Genomic DNA, 20,239 nt, shown 5'->3' on the forward strand with positions numbered 1-20,239 from the left:
AGTTAAATAATATTTAAGCGCGAAAAGCATGGGAAGTGTTTATTTGTCCCATGCTTTCGTAGTTGCAAATAGGCTTCAAGAGTTCGTTTTTTCTAAGCAAGCTCTTGAAGCCATTTGTGTTACTGTGACATTCGTGTTAATTTAATTTTGATTATTTTTGTAAACTAATCATTCGAATTAATCAGTTAAGTTTGTTATTATTAAAACAGTATATTTAATAGGAGGCTACAATCCATGTTTGAAGATACTAGTGGTATGGATTCAGTCCACTGTTCATTTTGTGGTAAATCGCAGGATGAGGTAAAAAAGATTGTTGCGGGCCCTGGGGTTTACATCTGTAATGAATGTGTTGCCCTATGCCAAGAAATTATTGATCAAGAACTTGAAGAGGACCGTAAAAACAGTACGTTTAAAGTCCCAACACCTGAAGAAATCATGAGCAAGCTTGATGACTATGTAATTGGGCAGTCTGATGCTAAGAAGACCCTTTCTGTTGCGGTTTATAACCACTACAAACGGGTTAATGCGATGACAACTGGGGATAATAATGATACCGAATTGCAAAAGAGTAACATTGCAGTAATTGGACCAACTGGTTCGGGGAAAACCTACTTAGCTCAATCACTAGCACGGATTCTAAACGTTCCTTTTGCAATTGCCGATGCAACCACATTAACCGAAGCAGGGTATGTCGGTGAAGATGTTGAAAACATTATCTTAAAGCTTCTTCAGGCTGCAAACTTCGATGTTGAAGCGGCTGAAAAGGGAATTATCTATATCGATGAAATTGATAAGATCGCGAAGAAGAGTGAAAATGTTTCAATTACTCGTGATGTTTCCGGTGAAGGTGTTCAACAGGCTCTCTTGAAGATCCTTGAAGGGACCATCGCTAATGTTCCTCCTCAAGGTGGTCGGAAACACCCTCAACAGGAATTTATTCAGGTTGATACCAAGAACATTCTCTTTATTGTCGGTGGTGCATTTGATGGAATCGAGACAATTGTTAAGGAACGTCTTGGTGATAAGACAATCGGCTTTGGGACGAATTCTGATGAGGCTGCTAATGTTACCGAAAAGAATATTTTGCAACACGTTATTCCTGAAGATCTCCTGAAATTTGGGTTGATTCCAGAATTTATTGGTCGTCTCCCGGTAATGACGGCATTACAAAAGCTCGATGAAGATGATCTTGTCCGGATTTTAACTGAACCGAAAAATGCGCTTGTTAAGCAGTATCAAGAATTAATTCGTCTTGATGGCAGTCAGTTAACCTTTACGGATGGAGCATTACGTGCAATGGCTCAATTAGCAATTAAGCGAAACACCGGGGCCCGGGGTCTTCGTTCGATTATTGAAGGAGTTATGCGTGATGTAATGTTTGATTTGCCAAGTCGGAAGGACGTTGAAAAGGTAATTATCGACAAGCGTTGTGTTACTCAACACACAGAGCCACGATACATTATGAAGGGCGAAAAGGAAGCTTCATAATCTAAGAAAGGTGTGTGCAAGGCAGTGCAAGTCAATAATGTTGATTTAACGATCAGTGCAGTAGAATCTAAACAGTACCCTGCAACTAATTACCCAGAAATTGCTCTTGTTGGCCGTTCCAACGTTGGTAAGTCGTCATTAACCAATGTCCTTATCAATCGACGAAACTTTGCTCATACGTCTAGCCAGCCGGGGAAGACGCAAACGTTAAACTTCTATAATGTTGAAGATGAACTTTACTTTGTTGATGTTCCTGGTTATGGTTACGCAAAAGTTTCTAAAAAGGAACGGGAACGATTTGGTAAGATGATTGAGGAATATCTAACAACACGTCAACAATTACGTGGCGTTATTCAATTGGTTGATGGTCGACACAAACCAACAGCTGATGATGTTTCAATGTATCAGTGGCTTGCTTATTATGACATTCCAACCTTAATTGTTGGTACAAAGATTGATAAAGTTAAGCCAAACGCCCGAAACCGGGTAAAAAATGATATTATCAAAACGCTGGACTTAACACCTAAGACACCATTGGTATTATTCTCTGCTGTTAAAAAGCAAGGGAAGGATCAAGTGTGGAATTGGATTGAGCAGCGAATTGGGGAGGAACAGAATTAATGGATTTTGATCAATACCAAAATGCAGCAAAGCGGACGCTCTATGGTAATGAACAAGTATTAACTAATTGCGCGTTAGGATTAGCTGGCGAATCTGGTCAGGTAGTTGACCTAGTAAAGAACTATACCTTCCGTGGTCGTAAATTAGATCGCCAACAACTTATTCATGAAATGGGTGATGTTCTTTGGTATCTTTCACAAATTGCCGAATGGGCTGATATTCCGTTTGATGAAGTTGCTAAGACTAACATTAATGAATTAAATAAACGTTATCCACAAGGGTTTAAGAAGCAGGATTAACTAACACAAAAGCGGCAAGAATGGTCTCAATTAGCACCACTCTTGTCGCTTTACTATTACTTGTTATTATCTTTCTTCTCGGCTGTTTTTTTGTCCTTTTCAGCATCTTTGGGTTGCTTTTTAGTCTTTTTGGGATCAACCGCAAATTGATCGAACAGCTTATCTAATTGCATACTGCGTCGGGTAACAAGTCCCATCTTCAACACTCTCCTCTAGTTTTTTCATACTCTAGCATAAAAAAGACTGAAAGTACAATTATCTGGACAGATCCTTTGCGTTGTTCCTTTGAATTAACGTATAATTAATACTTAGCAATTTAAGTGGAGGAATCTTTATGGCAAGTGAACACCTTGAACATAAACTGGCATTATTACCGGATAAACCTGGTTGTTATTTGATGAAAAACATCAATGACCAGATTATCTATGTCGGCAAAGCCAAAAACTTAAAGAATCGGGTTCGCTCTTATTTTAAGAGTTCTCATACGGGGAAAGTGGCGAAAATGGTTTCTGAGGTTGCTGATTTTGAAACGATCGTGACCTCAACCAATAAGGAATCGTTTTTACTGGAAATTACGTTAATTCAAAAGCACCAACCGTACTTCAATATTAGACTAAAACGTGGAACTGGTTATCCGTATATCAAGATTACCAATGAACGGGATCCACGGACAATGATTACGGGTCAGGTAAAGAAGGATGGCGCTTACTACTTTGGGCCTTATCCAAATGTTTATGCTGCTGAAGAAACACTTCATTTCATTCAGAAAGTATATCCTCTGCGGCGCTGTAATGGCTACCAAAATCGACCGTGCTTGTATTACCATATGGGACAATGTCTTGGTGCCTGCTTTAAAACTGTCCCCCGTGAAGAATATGATGAGCAGATTAAGCGAATCAAATCATTTTTGAACGGAAATACAGCTACTGTGAAGCGTCGACTAACCAAGCAAATGGAAGAGGCAGCAGCAAATTTAGAGTTTGAACGTGCAGCCGAAATTCGCGATCAGTTACACTACATTAAAGTAACGGTTGAAAAGCAGAAGATTATTTCTAACGATAAAACGCCACGGGATCTCTTTAATTTCTATATGGATAAGGGTTGGTTGTCTATCCAAGTATTCTTTATTCGTCAGGCGCGTTTGATGAAGCGAGAAAAACGGTTATTTCCGGTTGTTGATACCGATGTCGAAGAGATGACCAGCTTTATTCTGCAATTTTATAATCGCCGAAATAATGTTTTACCAAAAGAAATTCTTTTGCCCCACGGACTCCCGAATAAAGAAATTAGTGAAATCTTAGGGGTACCAGTAAGAACGCCCGTTCGGGGAAAAAAACGTGATTTAATGGCGATGGCACGTGAAAATGCCCAACTATCTCTTGATGAAAAGTTTCGACTCCTTGAACTTGATACCAAGAAGACAACTGGTGCAATGAAAGAAATTACCGATGCGTTAGGATTGCCAGAGGGACATAAGATTGAGGCCTTTGATCACTCGCATATTCAGGGAGCCGATCCCGTTAGTGCAATGGTTGTTTTCGTTGATGGCGAACCAGCAAAGAAACTTTATCGAAAGTATAAGCTGAAGAGTGTGATTAATCATGCTGATGAAGCTGCCAGTACACGAGAGGTAATCCGCCGACGTTATTCACGGCTGTTAAAAGAAAATAAGCCAATGCCTGACATGATCTTCATGGATGGTGGTGAAATTCAGATGAACGCGGTTAAGGATGTGCTTGAAAACGAACTCGGTCTGGATATTCCAGTAGTGGGGATGGTCAAAAACGATAAACATAAGACGGCTGACCTCCTTTTTGGCGATCATGATGAACATATTAATTTAAATCCACGGAGCCAGGGCTTTTACCTTGTTCAACGGATCCAAGACGAAGTTCACCGCTTTGCAATTACCTTCCACCGGCGAGTTCATGCCCGTCATTCGATGGCTTCAAGATTGGATGCAATTAAGGGGGTCGGGCCGCGCACCCGAACAAAATTGCTGCAAAAGTATGGGTCAATTACCAAAATTGCAGCAGCCCCAATCGAGGATATTCATTCATTAGGAATTAATATGAAGACCGCCCAGCTAATTAAAGTTTCCCTTCAAGGAAATGCTGAAGTAGCTAAGGGTAGTAGCCATGATTGATTTTGACGCTGGTAATTTTTTCCAATATACTTGTAGTTAGAACAGAAGAACGGAGAAATCAACTTATGAATACTTTTGTTGATCAAATTAAAATTGAAGCTCATGCCGGAAAAGGTGGGAACGGAATGGTTTCCTTTCGGCGTGAAAAATATGTCCCTAATGGTGGACCATCCGGTGGTGATGGTGGCCATGGCGGTAATATCGTACTGAAAGTTGATGAAGGACTAAGAACCTTGATGGACTTTCGCTATCACCGGATTTTTAAAGCAAAAAATGGTGGCAACGGGATGAGTAAGCAGATGACCGGTCCTAGTGCAGAAGACACTGTTATTAGCGTGCCTCAAGGGACAACGGTTCGAGACTTGGATACCGGTAAGATTATTGGTGACCTTGTTGAGAATGATCAGACTTTAGTAGTCGCCAAGGGTGGCCGTGGCGGTCGCGGTAATATTCACTTTGCCAGTGCGAAAAACCCGGCTCCTGAAATTGCCGAAAATGGTGAGCCTGGGCAGGATCGGTACCTGGAACTCGAATTGAAGATGCTTGCTGATGTCGGCTTAGTTGGTTTTCCATCAGTTGGTAAGTCGACCCTATTGTCCGTCGTTACTGGCGCTAAGCCTAAAATTGCGGCCTATGAATTTACTACATTAGTCCCTAACTTAGGGATGGTTCTATTGCCTGATGGCCGTGACTTTGCAATGGCTGACATGCCAGGGTTGATCGAAGGGGCTTCTAAAGGTGTTGGCCTCGGTTTAAAGTTCCTTCGTCATATTGAACGGACGCGGGTGCTTCTTCACTTAGTCGATATGAGTAGTGATGATCCAAAACAAGCGATTGAGCGATTTAAGAAGATTAATCATGAATTGGCTAACTACGATCCAGAACTTTTGAAGCGACCACAAATTGTTGTTGCAACGAAGATGGACTTGCCAAATGCTGAAAAGAATCTAGCCGCCTTTAAGAAAGACTTGGCAGCTGATAAGACACTCGCAAAGCAGCCTGAGATTTTTCCAATTTCGGCAGTTACTCATCAGGGAGTTCAACAACTAATGCAATTGACTGCTGACCTGCTCGATAAGACGCCAGCATTCGATAGTGAAAGTCATGACGAACAACTTGAGGCAACTTACAAGGCTGAAGCACCAGAAAAAGATCAGGCCGCCTTTACCATTAGCCGTGATGAAGATGGTACATGGGTTCTTGGCGGTGAAAAGCTTCTCCGCTTATTCAAGATGACCGATCTGACCCATGAAGAAAGTCAATTGCGATTTGCTCGTCAGCTTCGTCATATGGGGGTTGATGAGGCATTACGGGCTAAGGGAATTCAAGACGGTGATACTGTCCGAATCGATAAATTTGTCTTTGAATTTGTACAATAATAAATAAAAATCAGAAGGAATTGAGGAAAAAGCATGCAGCTTGAATTTTTAGGAACTGGAGCCGGCTCACCAAGTAAGCAGCGAAACGTTACTAGTGTTGCCTTGAAATTATTAGAAGAGTTAAATGAAATTTGGTTATTTGATGCAGGTGAAGCAACCCAACACCAAATTCTTCACACGACGATTCGCCCAAGAAAGGTAACAAAGATCTTTATCACCCACCTTCACGGCGACCATATTTTTGGCTTACCAGGATTCTTAAGTTCACGGTCATTTCAGGGGGGAAATGAGCCGTTAACAATTTATGGACCGGTGGGAATTAAAAAGTTTGTGATGACGGCCCTTCAGGTGAGTGAATCACGACTAAGTTATCCTCTGAAATTCGTTGAGATTGATCATAGTCAAGAATTATTTAACGAACGCGGCTTTAAAGTAACAACAATGTCACTTGACCATAAGATTGCTTGTTACGGCTACCGGATTGAAGAGGCTGATCATCCTGGTGAGCTGCAAGTAGATAAGCTACGTCAAGATAATATTCCTTCTGGGCCAATCTACGGTCAATTAAAAGCTGGAAAGACAGTTAAGCTTGACGACGGTAGAGTAATTGATGGGAAGAACTATATTGGAAAGCCGCAACCAGGGCGAATTATCGCAATTCTTGGCGACACACGGCAAACGCCTAACGCGGTAGTCCTTGCTCATAAAGCGGACGTCCTCGTGCATGAAAGTACGTTTGCTAAAAATGAAGCCAAAATGGCTCACAATTACTATCACTCAACGAGTCTCCAAGCGGCAGAGGTTGCTAAGCAGGCAGGTGTAAAGAAGTTATTGCTGACCCATATTTCAGCACGGTATACGGGAAAAGCAGCATATCAGTTAGCATACCAGGTTCGTGATGTCGTACCAGACACTAGAGTAGTAAATGACTTTGATGTGATTGACGTTCCATTTAAGAAATAAGTAGACTAGCAAGGAGGTCCTTAGAATGAAAAAGAGGTTTAAGCAGCTACGGTTCTTAAAAAACAAGGTAGTCTTAATAACCGGTGGCGATAGTGGAATCGGCAAGGCATTGGCTCTTGAAGCAGCACGTCGGGGAGCAATTGTGATTGTGGTAGCACGTGATAAGAAGCGCCTAGAAAAAGTTGCTAACCAGTGCTTGATTTTATCTGGTCGTCCTGCCTTTTCTTACCAGTTAGACGTTACTGATCCTGACCAAATCGATGCTGTTTTGTCCCAAATTCAGCACGAGGTTGGCGGGATTGATGCCCTTGTTAACTCAGCTGGTCTGGGCGATTTTTCACCAGCAACTGGGGAATCGTTCGCAACGCTTAAACGAATGACTGATGTTAACCTCCTTGCTCTAATGTACATTAGTCGTTGTGTTGCCCGCCAAATGATGGATCAGGGCTATGGGGCAATTATCAATCTTGGTTCAATGGCAGGAAAGATTCCAACACCTAATAGTGCAGCTTACTCCGCCACCAAAGCAGGAGTTAATCAGTTTGACAACGTCTTACGAATGGAAGTTGCCGACTATGGCGTTCAAGTCTTAACGGTTAATCCTGGTCCAATTGATACGCCATTTTTTGAAAAGGCAGATACTCAGGGGAAGTATCGTGCACACTTACCAAAATGGATGTTTATTTCCCCAGATAAGCTTGCTGAACAAATTTGGGATAATGTTGGCTACAAGACACGGGAAATTAATCTTCCAGGCTATGTAACCTGCCTAAGCTGGGTATATGGAATTATTCCTGGTCTCGGTGATTGGGCAATCAAGAAGTTCTTTGATTTTCAGCAAAACAAGAAAGAACTATAATTAACTCTCCAGGCAATGGGGTGGGACGATAAAAATTGTCAGTCTCACTCCTCTCTTGATTTTAAAAACGAATGGTGATTTGAATGGTAGAAGCAAAGTATGATTGGCAACGAATAGCAGCGCCAGATAAGCAAATAGTGGAGCAGCTAAGTCAAGAATTAGGGATTAATCCTGTAATTGCACGCTTGTTAGCAGAACGGGGAATTACTACTCCAGAAGAGGCTCATAGTTTTATTCAACCATCAATGCAAGCAGTTCATGATCCACACCAGCTTCATGACATGGATAAGGCTCTTGAACGGATTCAAGAAGCGGTAGCAGCGGGGGAACAAATAACTGTTTACGGTGATTATGATGCTGATGGGATTACCAGTACTGCCCTAATGTATGAAGTCCTGCAGGATGTTGGTGCTAACGTTAATTATTATGTTCCTAACCGTTTCCGTGACGGTTATGGGCCAAACGCAGAAGCATATCAGAAAATAATCGATCAGGGAACCAAATTGATCATCACCGTTGATAACGGGGTAAGCGGTAAGGCGGTAATTGATCCGGTAGTTAAGCAGGGGATTGACGTTATTGTAACGGACCACCATGAGATGCCCGAAGACTTGCCTGATGCTTACGCGATTGTGCACCCGCGTTATCCGGGAAGTAATTATCCATTTGCCGATCTATCTGGGGTTGGCGTAGCGTTTAAGGTAGCGTGGGCGTTGCTGGATGAATTTCCAGAAGAATTGCTTGATCTAGTTGCAATTGGTGAAATTGCTGATGTCGTTAGTGTTAGTGATGAGAATCGGCCATTAATTATGATGGGGATTCAAGAACTTCGTCAGGGGATGCGTCCGGGACTACATGCGCTAGTTAAAGAAGCAGGGATTAGTGAACAGTCCTTGACCGACCAGGATATCGGTTTTGTAATTGCGCCGCGGTTAAACGCGTTAGGGCGGATCGCTGATGCTAATGAGGGCGTTGAACTATTAACAACCCTTGATGAGGATCGTGCAACTAAATTGGCAAAGGCTGTTGAACAAGCAAACAGCAAGCGACAAGAACTGGTAAATGAGATCATGGGAGAGGCTCAGCAGCAGGTTGATCGATTGCCTCAGGATCAGCCGGTATTGTTGGTGGTTGGTCATGATTGGCACCAAGGAGTTTTAGGAATTGTTGCTAGTCGTTTAATGGACCAAACAGGGAAACCAACCATTGTAGCAAGTACGAATGACGACCAGAAAATTGCTAAGGGCTCTGGTCGAAGCGTAGATGGTTTTAACTTATTTGCTGCCTTGGATGGTCACCGGGATCTGATGACTTCATTCGGTGGTCATCCGGCTGCTTGTGGTTTGAGCTTTGAGACTGAGAATAGTGAAAAATTACGGAATGTCTTGCTTCATGAGGCAGAAAATCAGCATTTCGATGGACAAAAAAAGCAGCCATTGAAAATTGCCGCTTCAATTAGCCCTGCTGAGGTAAGTATGCAATTATATGATCAACTCGTAAGCCTTTCCCCATTTGGCCCGGGGAATGAACAGCCAGTCTTTGAATTACAACCGGACCAAATTAATAGCATTGTCACTATGGGGAAAGATAACTCACACCTGAAATTTATGGTGGGCGACCAGCAGTCCCAGGTAACGGTAATTGCGTTTGGTAAGGGAAAACTTGCGGCAGTTTTAAGAGCAGCAATGGCAAACCAAATTAAGCTGGCAGTAAAAATCTCAATTAATGAGTGGCGGGGAAAACGAACGGTTCAGCTGATGTTGGAGGATATTAGTATTGATAGTCCAGTAATCATTGATCAGCGAACCAATAAGCTAAATCCACAACTCTTTAATGAGGCAGGATATTATGTTGCATTTGATAAAAAGCTTCGCGATAATATTCAACCACATTTACCAGAGGGGAGTGCATTATCACCTGACGAAGCAGCTCAGACTGACTTTTCTGCTCAACGAGTAACGATTGTTGATTGTCCATCAACCCTCGAAGAATTTGAAAAGTTATTTAGCAACGATCAGCAGGCACCCTCAATGATTCGGCTACTGCTTTTCCAGCCCCACAGCGTTTATTTAAGCGGGATGCCCGTTCGGGACGAATTTGCCCGTTTGTATCGGCTAGTAGTGAGAACAACTCAAATTGACTTAAACCGGCAATTAAATCAGTTGAGTACTCGACTAAAAATTAATGCTGAACGATTAATTTTTATGTTAAGAGTGTTTTCTGCGGCCGGATTTGTTACAATAAAAGATGGTATTTTAAAACCTGTCAGTGACGTAAACAAAACTGACATAAAAGAAACAAACCCATACCAGCGGCGCGTTGCTCAATATCAGGCAGAACAAGTGCTGTTATTTAGTGATAGCAAGGCTTTGGCAAAGTGGGTATTGAACTGTCTAAACATACATTAAAGGAGACAATTTTTTCTTATGACTTTAGACCTCTACAAGTACGTTGCGAGTGTTCCAGATTTTCCTGAAAAGGGTGTAATTTTTCGGGATATTTTGCCATTAATGGCGAATGGTGCAGCGTTTAAGCAAGCAACTGACGAACTTTGTGAATACGCCAAGGATAAAAAGGTTGACATGGTTGTTGGTCCGGAAGCACGGGGCTTTATCGTTGGTTGCCCAATTGCACGTGAATTACAAGTTGGGTTCGCACCAGCACGAAAAAAGGGCAAGCTTCCCCGGAAAGCCATTAGTGCAACCTATGATCTAGAATACGGAGAAGCAACCCTTCAAATGGAAGCCGATTCAATTAAGCCAGGCCAACGGGTATTAGTTGTTGATGATCTCTTAGCTACTGGTGGTACCATTTCCGCAACTATTAAAATGATTGAAGAACTTGGTGGAATCGTCGTTGGTTGTGCCTTCTTAATCGAATTGAAAGATCTCCATGGTCGGGAAAAGATTAAAGACTATGATATGAAAGCATTAATGGAATTTTAGTATCAAAAATAGGGGTATTTATTAATGATTTTCTTGATTGTTTTTGGTGGCTTAATGTTAATCTTGGGTGGCTTTTACCTTGCTAATTCATGGCAACAATACCGTGAATGGAAGGGTGGAACGATCATCGTTGTGCTTAGCTTGGCTGCTGTAATATACGGTGTAATTAACCTTCCAGCATTTAACCGGAGTAAGCAGCATTCATCATCCGAAGCCCAATCTTCTCAGGTTACAAGCAATAGTGGGAGTATGTCATCATTTTCTAATAAGGCTAATATCGGTTCAGGGACCGGTTCAGCTTCTCAAGAAAATAAGGAAATGGCAATTTTACGGCAACTCCAAAAGGGATATTCCAAATTTGGCGATGTTTCTTTTGACAGTAAGACCAAGACCTACAAAGTAACGCCAACAGACGATGATACTGTTAATGCTCTTAAGCAGCTAGCTCAAGACCCTAGTCAGGCTGAACAAATGGGCTGGAGTAAGTTAACAAGTTCTTTCAAGAAAAACTCTAAGGATATTGATAAGGCAATCGGGGATGACTACTCACTCAGTATCATGAATCCTGCCGATGATAGTCAAGCTATGTACACGGCAAAAAATGGCAAGACAACCTATGATATTGCAAATCAATAATTATCTTTACTGTAGAACACAATTTTGATACAATTTGGTTGTTCGGTTTTATTCTGAATAACCAATCATGGAGAGTTGGCAGAGTGGTAATGCACCGGACTCGAAATCCGGCGAACCCGTGTAGAGCGGGCGCGCAGGTTCAAATCCTGTACTCTCCTTAAGCAGCAAAGAGAACCCTTGATACATAAGGGTTCTCTTTTTTTGTACATCAAATCATCACTTTTTAATTTTTGTGTGAAATAGAAGGTGATATCTTATCTAAGATAACGATTAACCTCGTTATTTTGGGATTCCTTGTAAAAAAGAAAATTGCTCACACTTTACAAACCCATTAATTAAGAGTACAGTGTTTAATATTAAAAATTAATGAGAAAGGAGTGGGAAGATGGATGACCAAGCAAAAATTGCCTTATTACAAAAGGTAATTCAGTTTAATACCGTTAATGGCAATGAACAACCTTTGGCCGAATATTTGAAAGAGGTGCTTGCACAACATCATATTGATAGTCAATTGGTTAAGTTTGCGGATAATCGGACATGCTTAGTAGCTGAGATCGGTAATCAACCGGGGAAAGTGCTGGCTTTTGCAGGTCACATGGATACGGTAGCAACCGGTGATCCAGCAAAATGGAAATACCCGCCTTTCTCAGGAGAAATCGTCAATGGTAATATTTACGGTCGTGGCTCGGTGGACATGAAAGGCGGTCTAACAGCGATGGTCATTAGCTTAATTCAAATGAAGGAAGCAGGACTGCCCAAACATGGTAAAGTTCGTTTGCTCCTTTCGGTTGATGAAGAAGTTGGTGGTCAGGGATCGATGCTGTTAACGCAAAAAGGATACGCTGATGATTTGGATGCCATGGTCATGGGTGAGGCAAGCTCAAACCAGCTTGAGTATGCTCACTGTGGTTCGTTTGATTATGAAATTGAATCATTTGGTAAGACGGCGCACAGTTCACGTCCTGATTTAGGCATTAACGCGGTAGCAAACTTGGCACGATTTATTGATGGTGAACGAACTGCCTTTGCTGATGCTCAACCGAGTCCCGTTCTTGGTAAGGTGATTCACTCGGTAACTGTCTTCCACGGTGGTGAGCAGTTAAATTCGATTCCGGATTATGCTTACTTGAAGGGAAATGTGCGGACAGTTCCTGAATGTGATAATGAAGAGACGCAAGCACGATTGCAAAAGATTATTGATCAGCTGAATAAGCAGGGTGCTCAGCTACGCCTTAAAGTAGTTGCTAGCTTTGCGCCAGTCGTAACTGATCCGCATGATCCGTTCATCAATCTTGTTAGTGATGCGGTTGCGGCTACCAAGGGAAGTAAGCCAAAAGTGATTGTTTCTCACGGGGCAACCGATGCTTCTCGGTATTCGTTAGCTGAAAGGCCGTTTTCGTTTGTTGAGTATGGGCCAGGGGATGATCGCCAATCTCACCAGATTAATGAACACCTTTTAGTTGATGATTTTCTACAGGCACCGATGATTTATCAAAAGATTGCTGAAAAATTTCTAATTTAATTTTAATAATTTTATTGACTTTATAAGAAATCAGACTATAGTAATAATTAATATTTAAAAACGATCAACAGAATTAGTACTAGGAAAATTTGTTTAGAGAGTTAGCGATTGATGGAATGCTAACCAAATGACTCTAGGAAACACATCTGCTAGTTGAATTTCTGAAATGAGTAGGAATGACCGGGGAGCCCGTTATCGCCAAGAGTTTATTGATTGAACTTAGTAAGGCTGTTTTTGTGAAGAAGCAGTAATGACGAGGTGGGACCGCGGCAACGCCCTCGTTACCATTAATGTGGTAGCGAAGGTGTTTTTTGTTTAATCAACGAACTTAGTGAGTCGGTTATCGTGAGGTGATCGAAAAGTGGGGTGGAACCGCGCATTCGCGTCCTCTAAAGCAATGATGCTTTGGAGGGCTTTTTTTATTTAGGAGGGAAATAGTCATGAGAACACAACGATTTATTCGCGCACTAATTACATTAGCCATAATGATTGCTTTATTACCAATTTCTGGCTGCAAAAAGTCCGCTAATCCTAATTACCGTGCTAATCACGTTGATCAATGGTCACGGATTAAGAAATCAGGTCAGCTTAATATCGGGGTTGATGATAGCTTTGTACCAATGGACTTTCGACAGAAAAATGGGAAATTAGTTGGTTATGATGTTGATCTTTCACGTGCAGTCTGCAAAGTGCTCGGGTTAAAGGCTAATTTTCAATCGATCGACTGGTCAATGAAAGAAACCGAATTAAAGAATGGAACGATTGATGTAATTTGGAATGGCTATACCGCAACCCCAGAACGACAGAAAAAGGAAGCCTTTAGCCGGGTTTACGAACGTTCTGGACAGTCACTGGTCGTTAAAAAGAACTCGGGAATTAATAGCTTCAAGGATATGCAAGGAAAAAAGCTTGGTCTTCAAGAAGGCTCGACAGCTTTTACTGACTTCAATAAGTACCCACAGCTGCTAAAAAGGTATATTAGTGGGTCGCCAATCATCTACCAAGATAACAACTCTGCCTTCATGGATTTAAAAGCGGGTCGGACACAAGGAGTTCTTGCCGGAACGATTTACGCTGGTTACTATGCAAAGAATTTAGCTAAGACTAACCAATATAAGCTTATTGGTAGTAATGTCTTTCCGCAAGATCGGGTTGCCGTCGGGATGCGCAAGGGGGACCGAACATTAGTAAAGAAGATCAATTATGCTCTTGGCGTCCTGCAAAAAGACGGGACCCTTCGACGAATTAATGAAAAATGGTTAGGAATTGATTCTAATTATTTGGGATCGACGAAGGAGTTTCGGAATTAGTAAGCTGTCTCTTCTTTAATTAGTTACTTTAGATAACGATTTTCGTTTAAAATAAACGAAAATATAGATTCATAACTTGATATAATTATTTTCAGAAGTAACGAATTATAGGAGTTAGTATGACAGTAGAACATAAAGAATTAGAATTTGAAAATAAGTTAATTAATCATTTAGTTAATCTAGGTGGTAGTAAACAATGGGAGTATCGTCCTGAAATAAAAACTACTCCACAACTTTGGGATAACTTCAAACAGATTTTAGAACGGAATAACCAAGATCGATTAGAACAACCATTATCTGATAATGAATTTAATCAAGTAAAGTCCATTATTAGCAAACTTAATACACCATATGAAGCTGGACAATTTTTATATGGGATCAATGGTATCTCACAGGTAGAAATAGATCGGGATGATGGAAAGCATGTTTATTTAACCATATTTGATCAAGATCAAATTGGGGCTGGGAATACTGTTTACCAAATTGTGAATCAGATTGAAAGGCCAGCAGTTATTCCAGGACGAAAAGAAAGACGTTTTGACATAACGCTACTTATTAATGGATTGCCAATTATTCAAATTGAAGAAAAAGCAGATGGTCACCGCGTGTCAGAAGCATTAAACCAGATGCATCAATATATAGATGAAGAACAATACACGGATATTTTTTCTACTTTACAGATCTTAGTTGCTATGACACCTCATGACGCTCGTTATATGGCTAATACGACTTCTGACAAGTTTAATACTGACTTTGCTTTCGAATGGCAACGAGCTAATGATAATAAAATTGTTTCGGATGCCTATGAATTTGCTAATAGTATGCTATCAATTCCAATAGCACATCAAATGGCAACTAATTATATGATCTTGGATGGTACTCCACATCATCAGATGATTAAAATTATGCGTCCATATCAAATGTATGCAACTAAAAGAGTGATTGAAAAAATTCGTAATCATCAATTTGGATACGAGGATCAACGAATAGGTTATGTTTGGCATACTACTGGTTCTGGGAAAACAATTAGTTCATTTAAGGCTGCTTGGTTAGCTTCGCGATTACCAAACGTCAATAAAGTTGTTTTTATGGTTGACCGAGTAGCATTAACAAATCAAACAGTAGACGAATACAAGGCGTACGATCCAGAAAATACTGAGGACAGTAATGGCGGAGTTGTTACAGACACTGCTAATCGCTGGGCTTTATCACATAAGTTAAGGAAAAAAGGTAAGGGAATTATTGTTACATCGACTCAAAAGATGGATGCAATGGTGCGCAATAAAGACTTTAAACCAGTTGATCAAAATATTGTTTTTATTGTTGACGAGGCTCATCGTTCAACATCTGGTGATATGTTAAAGCGGATAAAGGAAGCTTTTCCAAAATCGGCGTGGGTTGGTTACACAGGTACTCCAGTATTTCCAGATAAGAATGGAAAGAGTAATGGACCAACAACTCAAGAGATTTTTGGTGATGTTATTCATATTTACACTATTCAAGATGCAATTAAAGATGGCAATGTTCTTGGCTTTAAAGTTGACTTTAGGACAACTTTGACTGACCAAGTTATGAAAGACGAGTACTTACCTAAATATTTCCAATATCGTTATCCAAAAATGTCTGCTGAAGATATTCAAGATAGAATTAATAACTTACATGATGAAGATATGGATGACATGATTGAACCGAGTGTTTATGATGAAAATCAGCAACACGTTAAAAAAGTCGTTCAAGACATTATTGAACACTGGGATCGTCGGTCAGTTCATGGAAAATATAATGCTATTTTAACCACGCATGTGGGTGGTGGAAGGCCATCGACTCCAATGGCAATGATGTATTATCGTGAGTTTAAACGTCAAAATAAAAATGCAGCTCATCCGCTTAGGGTTGGAATTACTTTTAGTTGGGATACCTCAAATAGCAATGGGCAATTAGATACAAACAATTCATTAAGAGAGGCAATTACTGATTATAATCAAATGTTTGGAACTAGTTTTGATGATAATTCCGTTAAAGAATATACAGAACAAGTAGTTTCGCGGTTAAACGGAACAATTGATGATGGTAAGTATTTTGATATTGTAATTGTTGTCGATCAGTTATTAACCGGCTTTAATGCCCCACAACTAAATACATTATACGTTGACCGGACATTACGAGGTTCTGCGTTAATTCAAGCATATTCTCGTACTAATCGGGTTTATGATAATCAGACTAAGCCATATGGACGAATTGTTAATTATCGCTGGCCAGTCCATACGGAAAAACTAATGGATGATGCTTTGGAAGAATATGCTAATCGTCAATCAGCAAACATTCAATTAAAAATTGATGATATTAATGACGATTCGGGAATCCTTGCCCCTAGTTTTGGAAAGGTAAAGAAGAAACTTCATCAGATAGTAGATCGACTTGCTAATTTTACTGATGACTTCAAGGAGATACCGGCTAGTGAGAACGAACGTGGACAGATGCTTCAAGATCTTCGGCAGTATAACCATTGGATGGCATTAGCCAAGCAAGATGATCTTTATGATGAAAAGAAACCAGAGAAATTACTGAAAGAATTAGGGATGTCGATTGATGATGAAGAAATGTTAACAACAACTTTATCTAACCAGTTAAAGGATAAAATTGTTGCTGATCGAAAACTACTCGATGTTTCTCAGATTAACCTACAGATGGAAAGAGTCAAAGAGGTTAAGGTCAATTGGGATTACCTTGAAGAATTGATTGCTGAAGTCCTTAATAAATATCATGATCAAGACATTGAAGGAGCAAAGAAATCTGCTCAACAAGTTCAAGAGATTTCGGATCAATTAGAAGATCGTTCTTATGCTGATAAGATTAAACGATTTATTAAAAGCATTTTTAAGAATAAGGTTAAGTCATATAACTATCCGGTTAAGCAGAATCATATTCATAGTTTGATTGATAAAAACAATGAAAATAACATGCGTTCAGAGATCTTTGATTATAAGAAAAAATGGGGATTGGCTGATATTGAAGATGCCCAACTTGTAAATAAGATTATTGAAAATCATGTTGTTGGTGCTGATGACCTAAATTCTGCTGGAGAACTAGATAGCATTGTTCGGGAAGCACAGGCAGTTTATAAAACGGATGCAGAAGCAGATGAAGTTAAAAAACTAAGCCGGTTCAAATATCGGACGCATTTACGCAGAAATATGATGGAATTTGCAGATAAATTAAAGAAAGATTACTAGGAGTTGTAAAAGTGAGTAAAGCACAAAAAATAACCAATAAAATTTGGGAAATGGCAAATCGGTTAAGAGGAAATATGGATGCAAGTGAATATCGTGACTACATTCTTGGATTCATGTTTTACCGTTATTTATCTGAGCATCAAGAAAAGTATCTAGTAAAAAATGAAGTTGTGTTTCCAGAAGAGGGACAAAGTGTTAATGATGCTTATTTAACTCAGGTTCCTGAAGAAGATCTTAATGATGCTTTAGCTGATATTGCTGGTTCATTAGGGTATGCGATTGCTCCTCAATATACTTGGGCAACAATTGTTGATAAAGTTCATGATAATAAGATTGCGGCATCTGATTATCAAGATATGTTTGATAGTTTTAACCATAATCTAAACCTGAATGCCAATTCAAAAATGGATTTCACTGGTGTCTTTGATGATATGAATCTAAACAATTCACGATTAGGTAATAATACTGCGGCAAGGGCCAAGGCATTAACTAACATTATTGATTTGGTTGATGAAATCGAATATAGGGATGAAAATGGGAAAGACATTCTCGGAGATATTTACACTTATTTAATTGCTGAATTTGCAAGTAATTCAGGGAAAAAAGCTGGTGAATTCTTTACCCCACACCAAGTATCTGAAGTATTAGCCAAATTAGTTACAGAAAACTTGGATAAAAATATTACTCGACCAAGTGTATATGATTTTGCATGTGGTTCAGGATCGTTATTGCTAACCGTTTCTGAACAGTTACCATCAAATATGGTGGTTCATTACCATGGTCAGGAATTAAATACTTCAACGTATAATTTGGCACGAATGAATTTAATGATGCATGATGTTCGCTATGAAAATATGGATTTACGAAACGCCGATACTCTTGAAATGGATTGGCCTGATGGAGTTGATGAACATGGTGTAGATCATCCAAGAAGTTTTGACATGGTTGTTGCTAATCCTCCGTACTCAGCTCGCTGGGATAATAATGACAACAAGTTAAAAGATCCGCGTTTCAAAGAATATGGAGCATTGGCACCAAAGACAAAGGCAGATTACGCCTTCTTACTTCACGGTTTATATCACTTGAAGCAAGATGGAACAATGGCAATTGTCCTTCCACATGGGGTATTATTCCGTGGTGCCAAAGAAGCTAAAATTCGTCAGGCGTTGTTAGAGAAGAATCAAATTGATGCGATTATTGGATTACCAGCCAACCTATTTTATTCAACAGGTATTCCAACCGTTGTGCTTGTATTAAAGAAGAATAAAGAAAATAAGGACGTTTTGTTTATTGATGCAAGCAAGGACTTTGAAAAGGGTAAAAACCAGAATACTCTGCGTAAAGAGGATATTGATAAGATTATTAATACCTATAAGGAACGTAAAGATGTGGATAAGTATGCCCATGTAGCATCAATTGATGAAATTAAGGAAAATGACTATAACCTTAATATTCCGCGATATGTTGATACTTTTGAACCAGAACCACCGGTTGATCTTGGTAAGTTAACTAAAGAGATGGAAGAAACTCAAAAAGAGATTGAAAAGACCCAAAGTGAACTTTTGGGAATGATGAAAGAGCTAACTTCAAAAGACGAGAAGACCCAAAACGATTTAAACGATTTTATCAAAATGCTAGAAAACGAGGTAAAGCGTAATGGATAAAAAGCCTAAAAGAATGGTGCCTGAGGTTCGTTTTAAAGGCTTCACTGATGATTGGGAGCAGCGTAAGTTGGGAAAGTTAGTTGCAGTCAAATCAGGTAAGGACTACAAAACCTTGAATAAAGGGGATATTCCTGTATTTGGAACCGGTGGGTATATCACATCGGTCAACAAATCATTATCAGATGTTAATGCGATTGGACTTGGAAGAAAAGGAACAATAAATAAGCCTTATATATTAAAAGCTCCTTTTTGGACTGTTGATACACTGTTTTTCTTAGTTCCAACACAACAAGTAAGATTAAACTTTGTATATTCTTTAATTCAAAATGTTAATTGGCTTAAGTATGATGAATCGACTGGATTGCCTAGTTTATCTAAGAAAAACATTCAGAACATATTAGTATTTTCTACAAATTACGAAGAGCAAAATAATATTGGAAATCTGCTTAACTTACTTGAAAAACTACTTTCTCTCCAACAACGAAAACTGAGGCAACTAAAACAGTTGAAAAAGGCGATGCTACAGCAATTATTAGTTTCCAAAAAGGATAGATTAACTCCCAATGTTCGTTTTAGTGATTTCTCTGGTTCTTGGAAAAAGTGTAAGTTAGGAGAAGTAATACAGGACTATACAGAAAAAACTATTGTTGAAAATCAATATCCTATTCTTACATCTTCACAACAACATGGAATAATTCTACAAAATGAGTATTTTTCAGGTAGTAGAGTAAGTAAAACGGGAAATATAGGTTATTTTATTTTACCTAGAGGATATTTTGCATATCGTAATAGAAGTGATAACGATACCTATGTATTTAATCGAAATGACTGTATCGATAGGGGAATTATTAGTAGATTCTATCCAGTATTTAAACCATATAATGCTGACTCAAATTTTTTACTGATAAGATTAAATAATGGGTTAAGAAAAGAACTATCATTAGCTTCAGAAGGAACAGGACAACATGTGTTATCACTAAAGAATTTTAAGAATATACAAACTCAATTTCCAAATTTAGAGGAGCAACATAAAATTGGTGATTTCATTTCAACACTAAACTCTCTCATTGCCCTTCATCAGCGTAAAGCAAATATATTATCTAACTTGAAAAAGTTTCTCCTCCAAAAATTATTCATCTAAAAGTAGCGGCATCAGTACAATTTACTGGTGTTG

Annotated in this window: 16 protein-coding genes, 1 tRNA gene and 1 other annotated feature; of the genes, 16 read left to right on the forward strand and 1 reads right to left on the reverse strand. The window is 39.5% G+C overall.

All coding sequences use genetic code 11. From position 1 onward, the window contains the following. The first annotated feature begins 234 nt into the window (after positions 1-234). The 3 genes from clpX to HMPREF0549_RS03595 are packed head-to-tail and all read left to right on the forward strand — an operon-like array spanning position 235 to position 2,408. Positions 235-1,488: an ATP-dependent Clp protease ATP-binding subunit ClpX gene (gene clpX / locus HMPREF0549_RS03585; RefSeq protein WP_003716885.1), complete on the forward strand. Its 1,254-nt coding sequence runs from the start codon at positions 235-237 to the stop codon at positions 1,486-1,488. Positions 1,489-1,512: 24 nt separating this feature from the next. Then, on the forward strand, positions 1,513-2,109 hold the full coding sequence (gene yihA / locus HMPREF0549_RS03590; protein ID WP_040531076.1) for a ribosome biogenesis GTP-binding protein YihA/YsxC: 597 nt from the start codon (positions 1,513-1,515) through the stop codon (positions 2,107-2,109). Continuing rightward, a complete protein-coding gene (locus tag HMPREF0549_RS03595; protein WP_003716887.1) occupies positions 2,109-2,408 on the forward strand; it encodes a nucleoside triphosphate pyrophosphohydrolase family protein in 300 nt (99 codons plus the stop codon). Before yihA ends, HMPREF0549_RS03595 begins: the two co-directional genes overlap by 1 nt. A 56-nt stretch (positions 2,409-2,464) precedes the next feature. On the opposite strand, the gene HMPREF0549_RS09845 is transcribed toward HMPREF0549_RS03595, so the two are convergent. Further along, positions 2,465-2,605 (reverse strand): SPJ_0845 family protein, encoded by a 141-nt coding sequence (locus HMPREF0549_RS09845; RefSeq protein ID WP_003716888.1) that lies wholly within the window; start codon positions 2,603-2,605, stop codon positions 2,465-2,467. A 137-nt stretch (positions 2,606-2,742) separates the two neighbouring features. On the opposite strand from HMPREF0549_RS09845, the gene uvrC reads away from it, so the two are divergent. From uvrC to HMPREF0549_RS03660, 13 genes are all read left to right on the forward strand, one after another. Then, positions 2,743-4,554 carry an excinuclease ABC subunit UvrC gene (gene uvrC, locus HMPREF0549_RS03600; RefSeq protein ID WP_003716889.1) on the forward strand — a complete coding sequence of 604 codons (1,812 nt, stop codon included), beginning with the start codon at positions 2,743-2,745 and terminating at the stop codon, positions 4,552-4,554. Between the two features lie 65 nt (positions 4,555-4,619). After that, positions 4,620-5,933 carry a GTPase ObgE gene (obgE, locus tag HMPREF0549_RS03605; RefSeq protein WP_040531078.1) on the forward strand — a complete coding sequence of 438 codons (1,314 nt, stop codon included), beginning with the start codon at positions 4,620-4,622 and terminating at the stop codon, positions 5,931-5,933. A 33-nt stretch (positions 5,934-5,966) separates the two neighbouring features. After that, entirely contained in the window at positions 5,967-6,896 is a 930-nt protein-coding gene (gene rnz / locus HMPREF0549_RS03610; RefSeq protein WP_003716891.1) for a ribonuclease Z, read from the forward strand. 25 nt (positions 6,897-6,921) lie between these two features. Further along, positions 6,922-7,755, forward strand: a complete 834-nt coding sequence (locus tag HMPREF0549_RS03615) for an SDR family NAD(P)-dependent oxidoreductase (protein WP_003716892.1) — start codon at positions 6,922-6,924, stop codon at positions 7,753-7,755. 83 nt (positions 7,756-7,838) lie between these two features. Next, positions 7,839-10,163 carry a single-stranded-DNA-specific exonuclease RecJ gene (gene recJ, locus HMPREF0549_RS03620; RefSeq protein ID WP_003716893.1) on the forward strand — a complete coding sequence of 775 codons (2,325 nt, stop codon included), beginning with the start codon at positions 7,839-7,841 and terminating at the stop codon, positions 10,161-10,163. 18 nt (positions 10,164-10,181) lie between these two features. Continuing rightward, a complete protein-coding gene (locus HMPREF0549_RS03625) occupies positions 10,182-10,700 on the forward strand; it encodes an adenine phosphoribosyltransferase (RefSeq protein WP_003716894.1) in 519 nt (172 codons plus the stop codon). 24 nt (positions 10,701-10,724) lie between these two features. Beyond that, a complete protein-coding gene (locus HMPREF0549_RS03630) occupies positions 10,725-11,336 on the forward strand; it encodes a DUF308 domain-containing protein (RefSeq protein WP_003716895.1) in 612 nt (203 codons plus the stop codon). 69 nt (positions 11,337-11,405) lie between these two features. After that, positions 11,406-11,494 (forward strand) — tRNA-Ser (locus HMPREF0549_RS03635). 227 nt (positions 11,495-11,721) lie between these two features. Then, complete coding sequence (locus tag HMPREF0549_RS03640) at positions 11,722-12,858, forward strand: ArgE/DapE family deacylase (RefSeq protein ID WP_003716896.1); 1,137 nt, start codon at positions 11,722-11,724, stop codon at positions 12,856-12,858. A gap of 54 nt (positions 12,859-12,912) precedes the next feature. After that, positions 12,913-13,251 (forward strand) — a binding site (T-box leader). A 92-nt stretch (positions 13,252-13,343) separates the two neighbouring features. Next, a complete protein-coding gene (locus HMPREF0549_RS03645) occupies positions 13,344-14,168 on the forward strand; it encodes an amino acid ABC transporter substrate-binding protein (RefSeq protein ID WP_235807373.1) in 825 nt (274 codons plus the stop codon). Positions 14,169-14,287: 119 nt separating this feature from the next. Then, positions 14,288-17,401 (forward strand): type I restriction endonuclease subunit R, encoded by a 3,114-nt coding sequence (locus HMPREF0549_RS03650; protein ID WP_003716898.1) that lies wholly within the window; start codon positions 14,288-14,290, stop codon positions 17,399-17,401. A gap of 50 nt (positions 17,402-17,451) precedes the next feature. Beyond that, positions 17,452-19,065, forward strand: a complete 1,614-nt coding sequence (locus tag HMPREF0549_RS03655; protein WP_050754860.1) for a type I restriction-modification system subunit M — start codon at positions 17,452-17,454, stop codon at positions 19,063-19,065. Next, positions 19,058-20,206: a restriction endonuclease subunit S gene (locus tag HMPREF0549_RS03660; protein ID WP_003716900.1), complete on the forward strand. Its 1,149-nt coding sequence runs from the start codon at positions 19,058-19,060 to the stop codon at positions 20,204-20,206. The genes HMPREF0549_RS03655 and HMPREF0549_RS03660 overlap by 8 nt, the downstream gene beginning before the upstream one ends. Positions 20,207-20,239 lie beyond the last annotated feature (33 nt).

It is taken from the genome of Limosilactobacillus vaginalis DSM 5837 = ATCC 49540, assembly GCF_000159435.1.
GTDB classification, from domain to species: Bacteria; Bacillota; Bacilli; order Lactobacillales; family Lactobacillaceae; genus Limosilactobacillus; species Limosilactobacillus vaginalis.

Bases quoted from the DNA above. Each gene is read 5' to 3' on its own strand.
- clpX (WP_003716885.1), top strand. From the start codon at position 235: ATGTTTGAAGATACTAGTGGTATGGATTCAGTCCACTGTTCATTTTGT.
- HMPREF0549_RS03595 (WP_003716887.1), top strand. From the start codon at position 2,109: ATGGATTTTGATCAATACCAAAATGCAGCAAAGCGGACGCTCTATGGT.
- HMPREF0549_RS09845 (WP_003716888.1), bottom strand. From the start codon at position 2,605: ATGGGACTTGTTACCCGACGCAGTATGCAATTAGATAAGCTGTTCGAT.
- uvrC (WP_003716889.1), top strand. From the start codon at position 2,743: ATGGCAAGTGAACACCTTGAACATAAACTGGCATTATTACCGGATAAA.
- obgE (WP_040531078.1), top strand. From the start codon at position 4,620: ATGAATACTTTTGTTGATCAAATTAAAATTGAAGCTCATGCCGGAAAA.
- rnz (WP_003716891.1), top strand. From the start codon at position 5,967: ATGCAGCTTGAATTTTTAGGAACTGGAGCCGGCTCACCAAGTAAGCAG.
- HMPREF0549_RS03615 (WP_003716892.1), top strand. From the start codon at position 6,922: ATGAAAAAGAGGTTTAAGCAGCTACGGTTCTTAAAAAACAAGGTAGTC.
- recJ (WP_003716893.1), top strand. From the start codon at position 7,839: ATGGTAGAAGCAAAGTATGATTGGCAACGAATAGCAGCGCCAGATAAG.
- HMPREF0549_RS03625 (WP_003716894.1), top strand. From the start codon at position 10,182: ATGACTTTAGACCTCTACAAGTACGTTGCGAGTGTTCCAGATTTTCCT.
- HMPREF0549_RS03630 (WP_003716895.1), top strand. From the start codon at position 10,725: ATGATTTTCTTGATTGTTTTTGGTGGCTTAATGTTAATCTTGGGTGGC.
- HMPREF0549_RS03640 (WP_003716896.1), top strand. From the start codon at position 11,722: ATGGATGACCAAGCAAAAATTGCCTTATTACAAAAGGTAATTCAGTTT.
- HMPREF0549_RS03645 (WP_235807373.1), top strand. From the start codon at position 13,344: ATGATTGCTTTATTACCAATTTCTGGCTGCAAAAAGTCCGCTAATCCT.
- HMPREF0549_RS03650 (WP_003716898.1), top strand. From the start codon at position 14,288: ATGACAGTAGAACATAAAGAATTAGAATTTGAAAATAAGTTAATTAAT.
- HMPREF0549_RS03655 (WP_050754860.1), top strand. From the start codon at position 17,452: ATGGCAAATCGGTTAAGAGGAAATATGGATGCAAGTGAATATCGTGAC.
- HMPREF0549_RS03660 (WP_003716900.1), top strand. From the start codon at position 19,058: ATGGATAAAAAGCCTAAAAGAATGGTGCCTGAGGTTCGTTTTAAAGGC.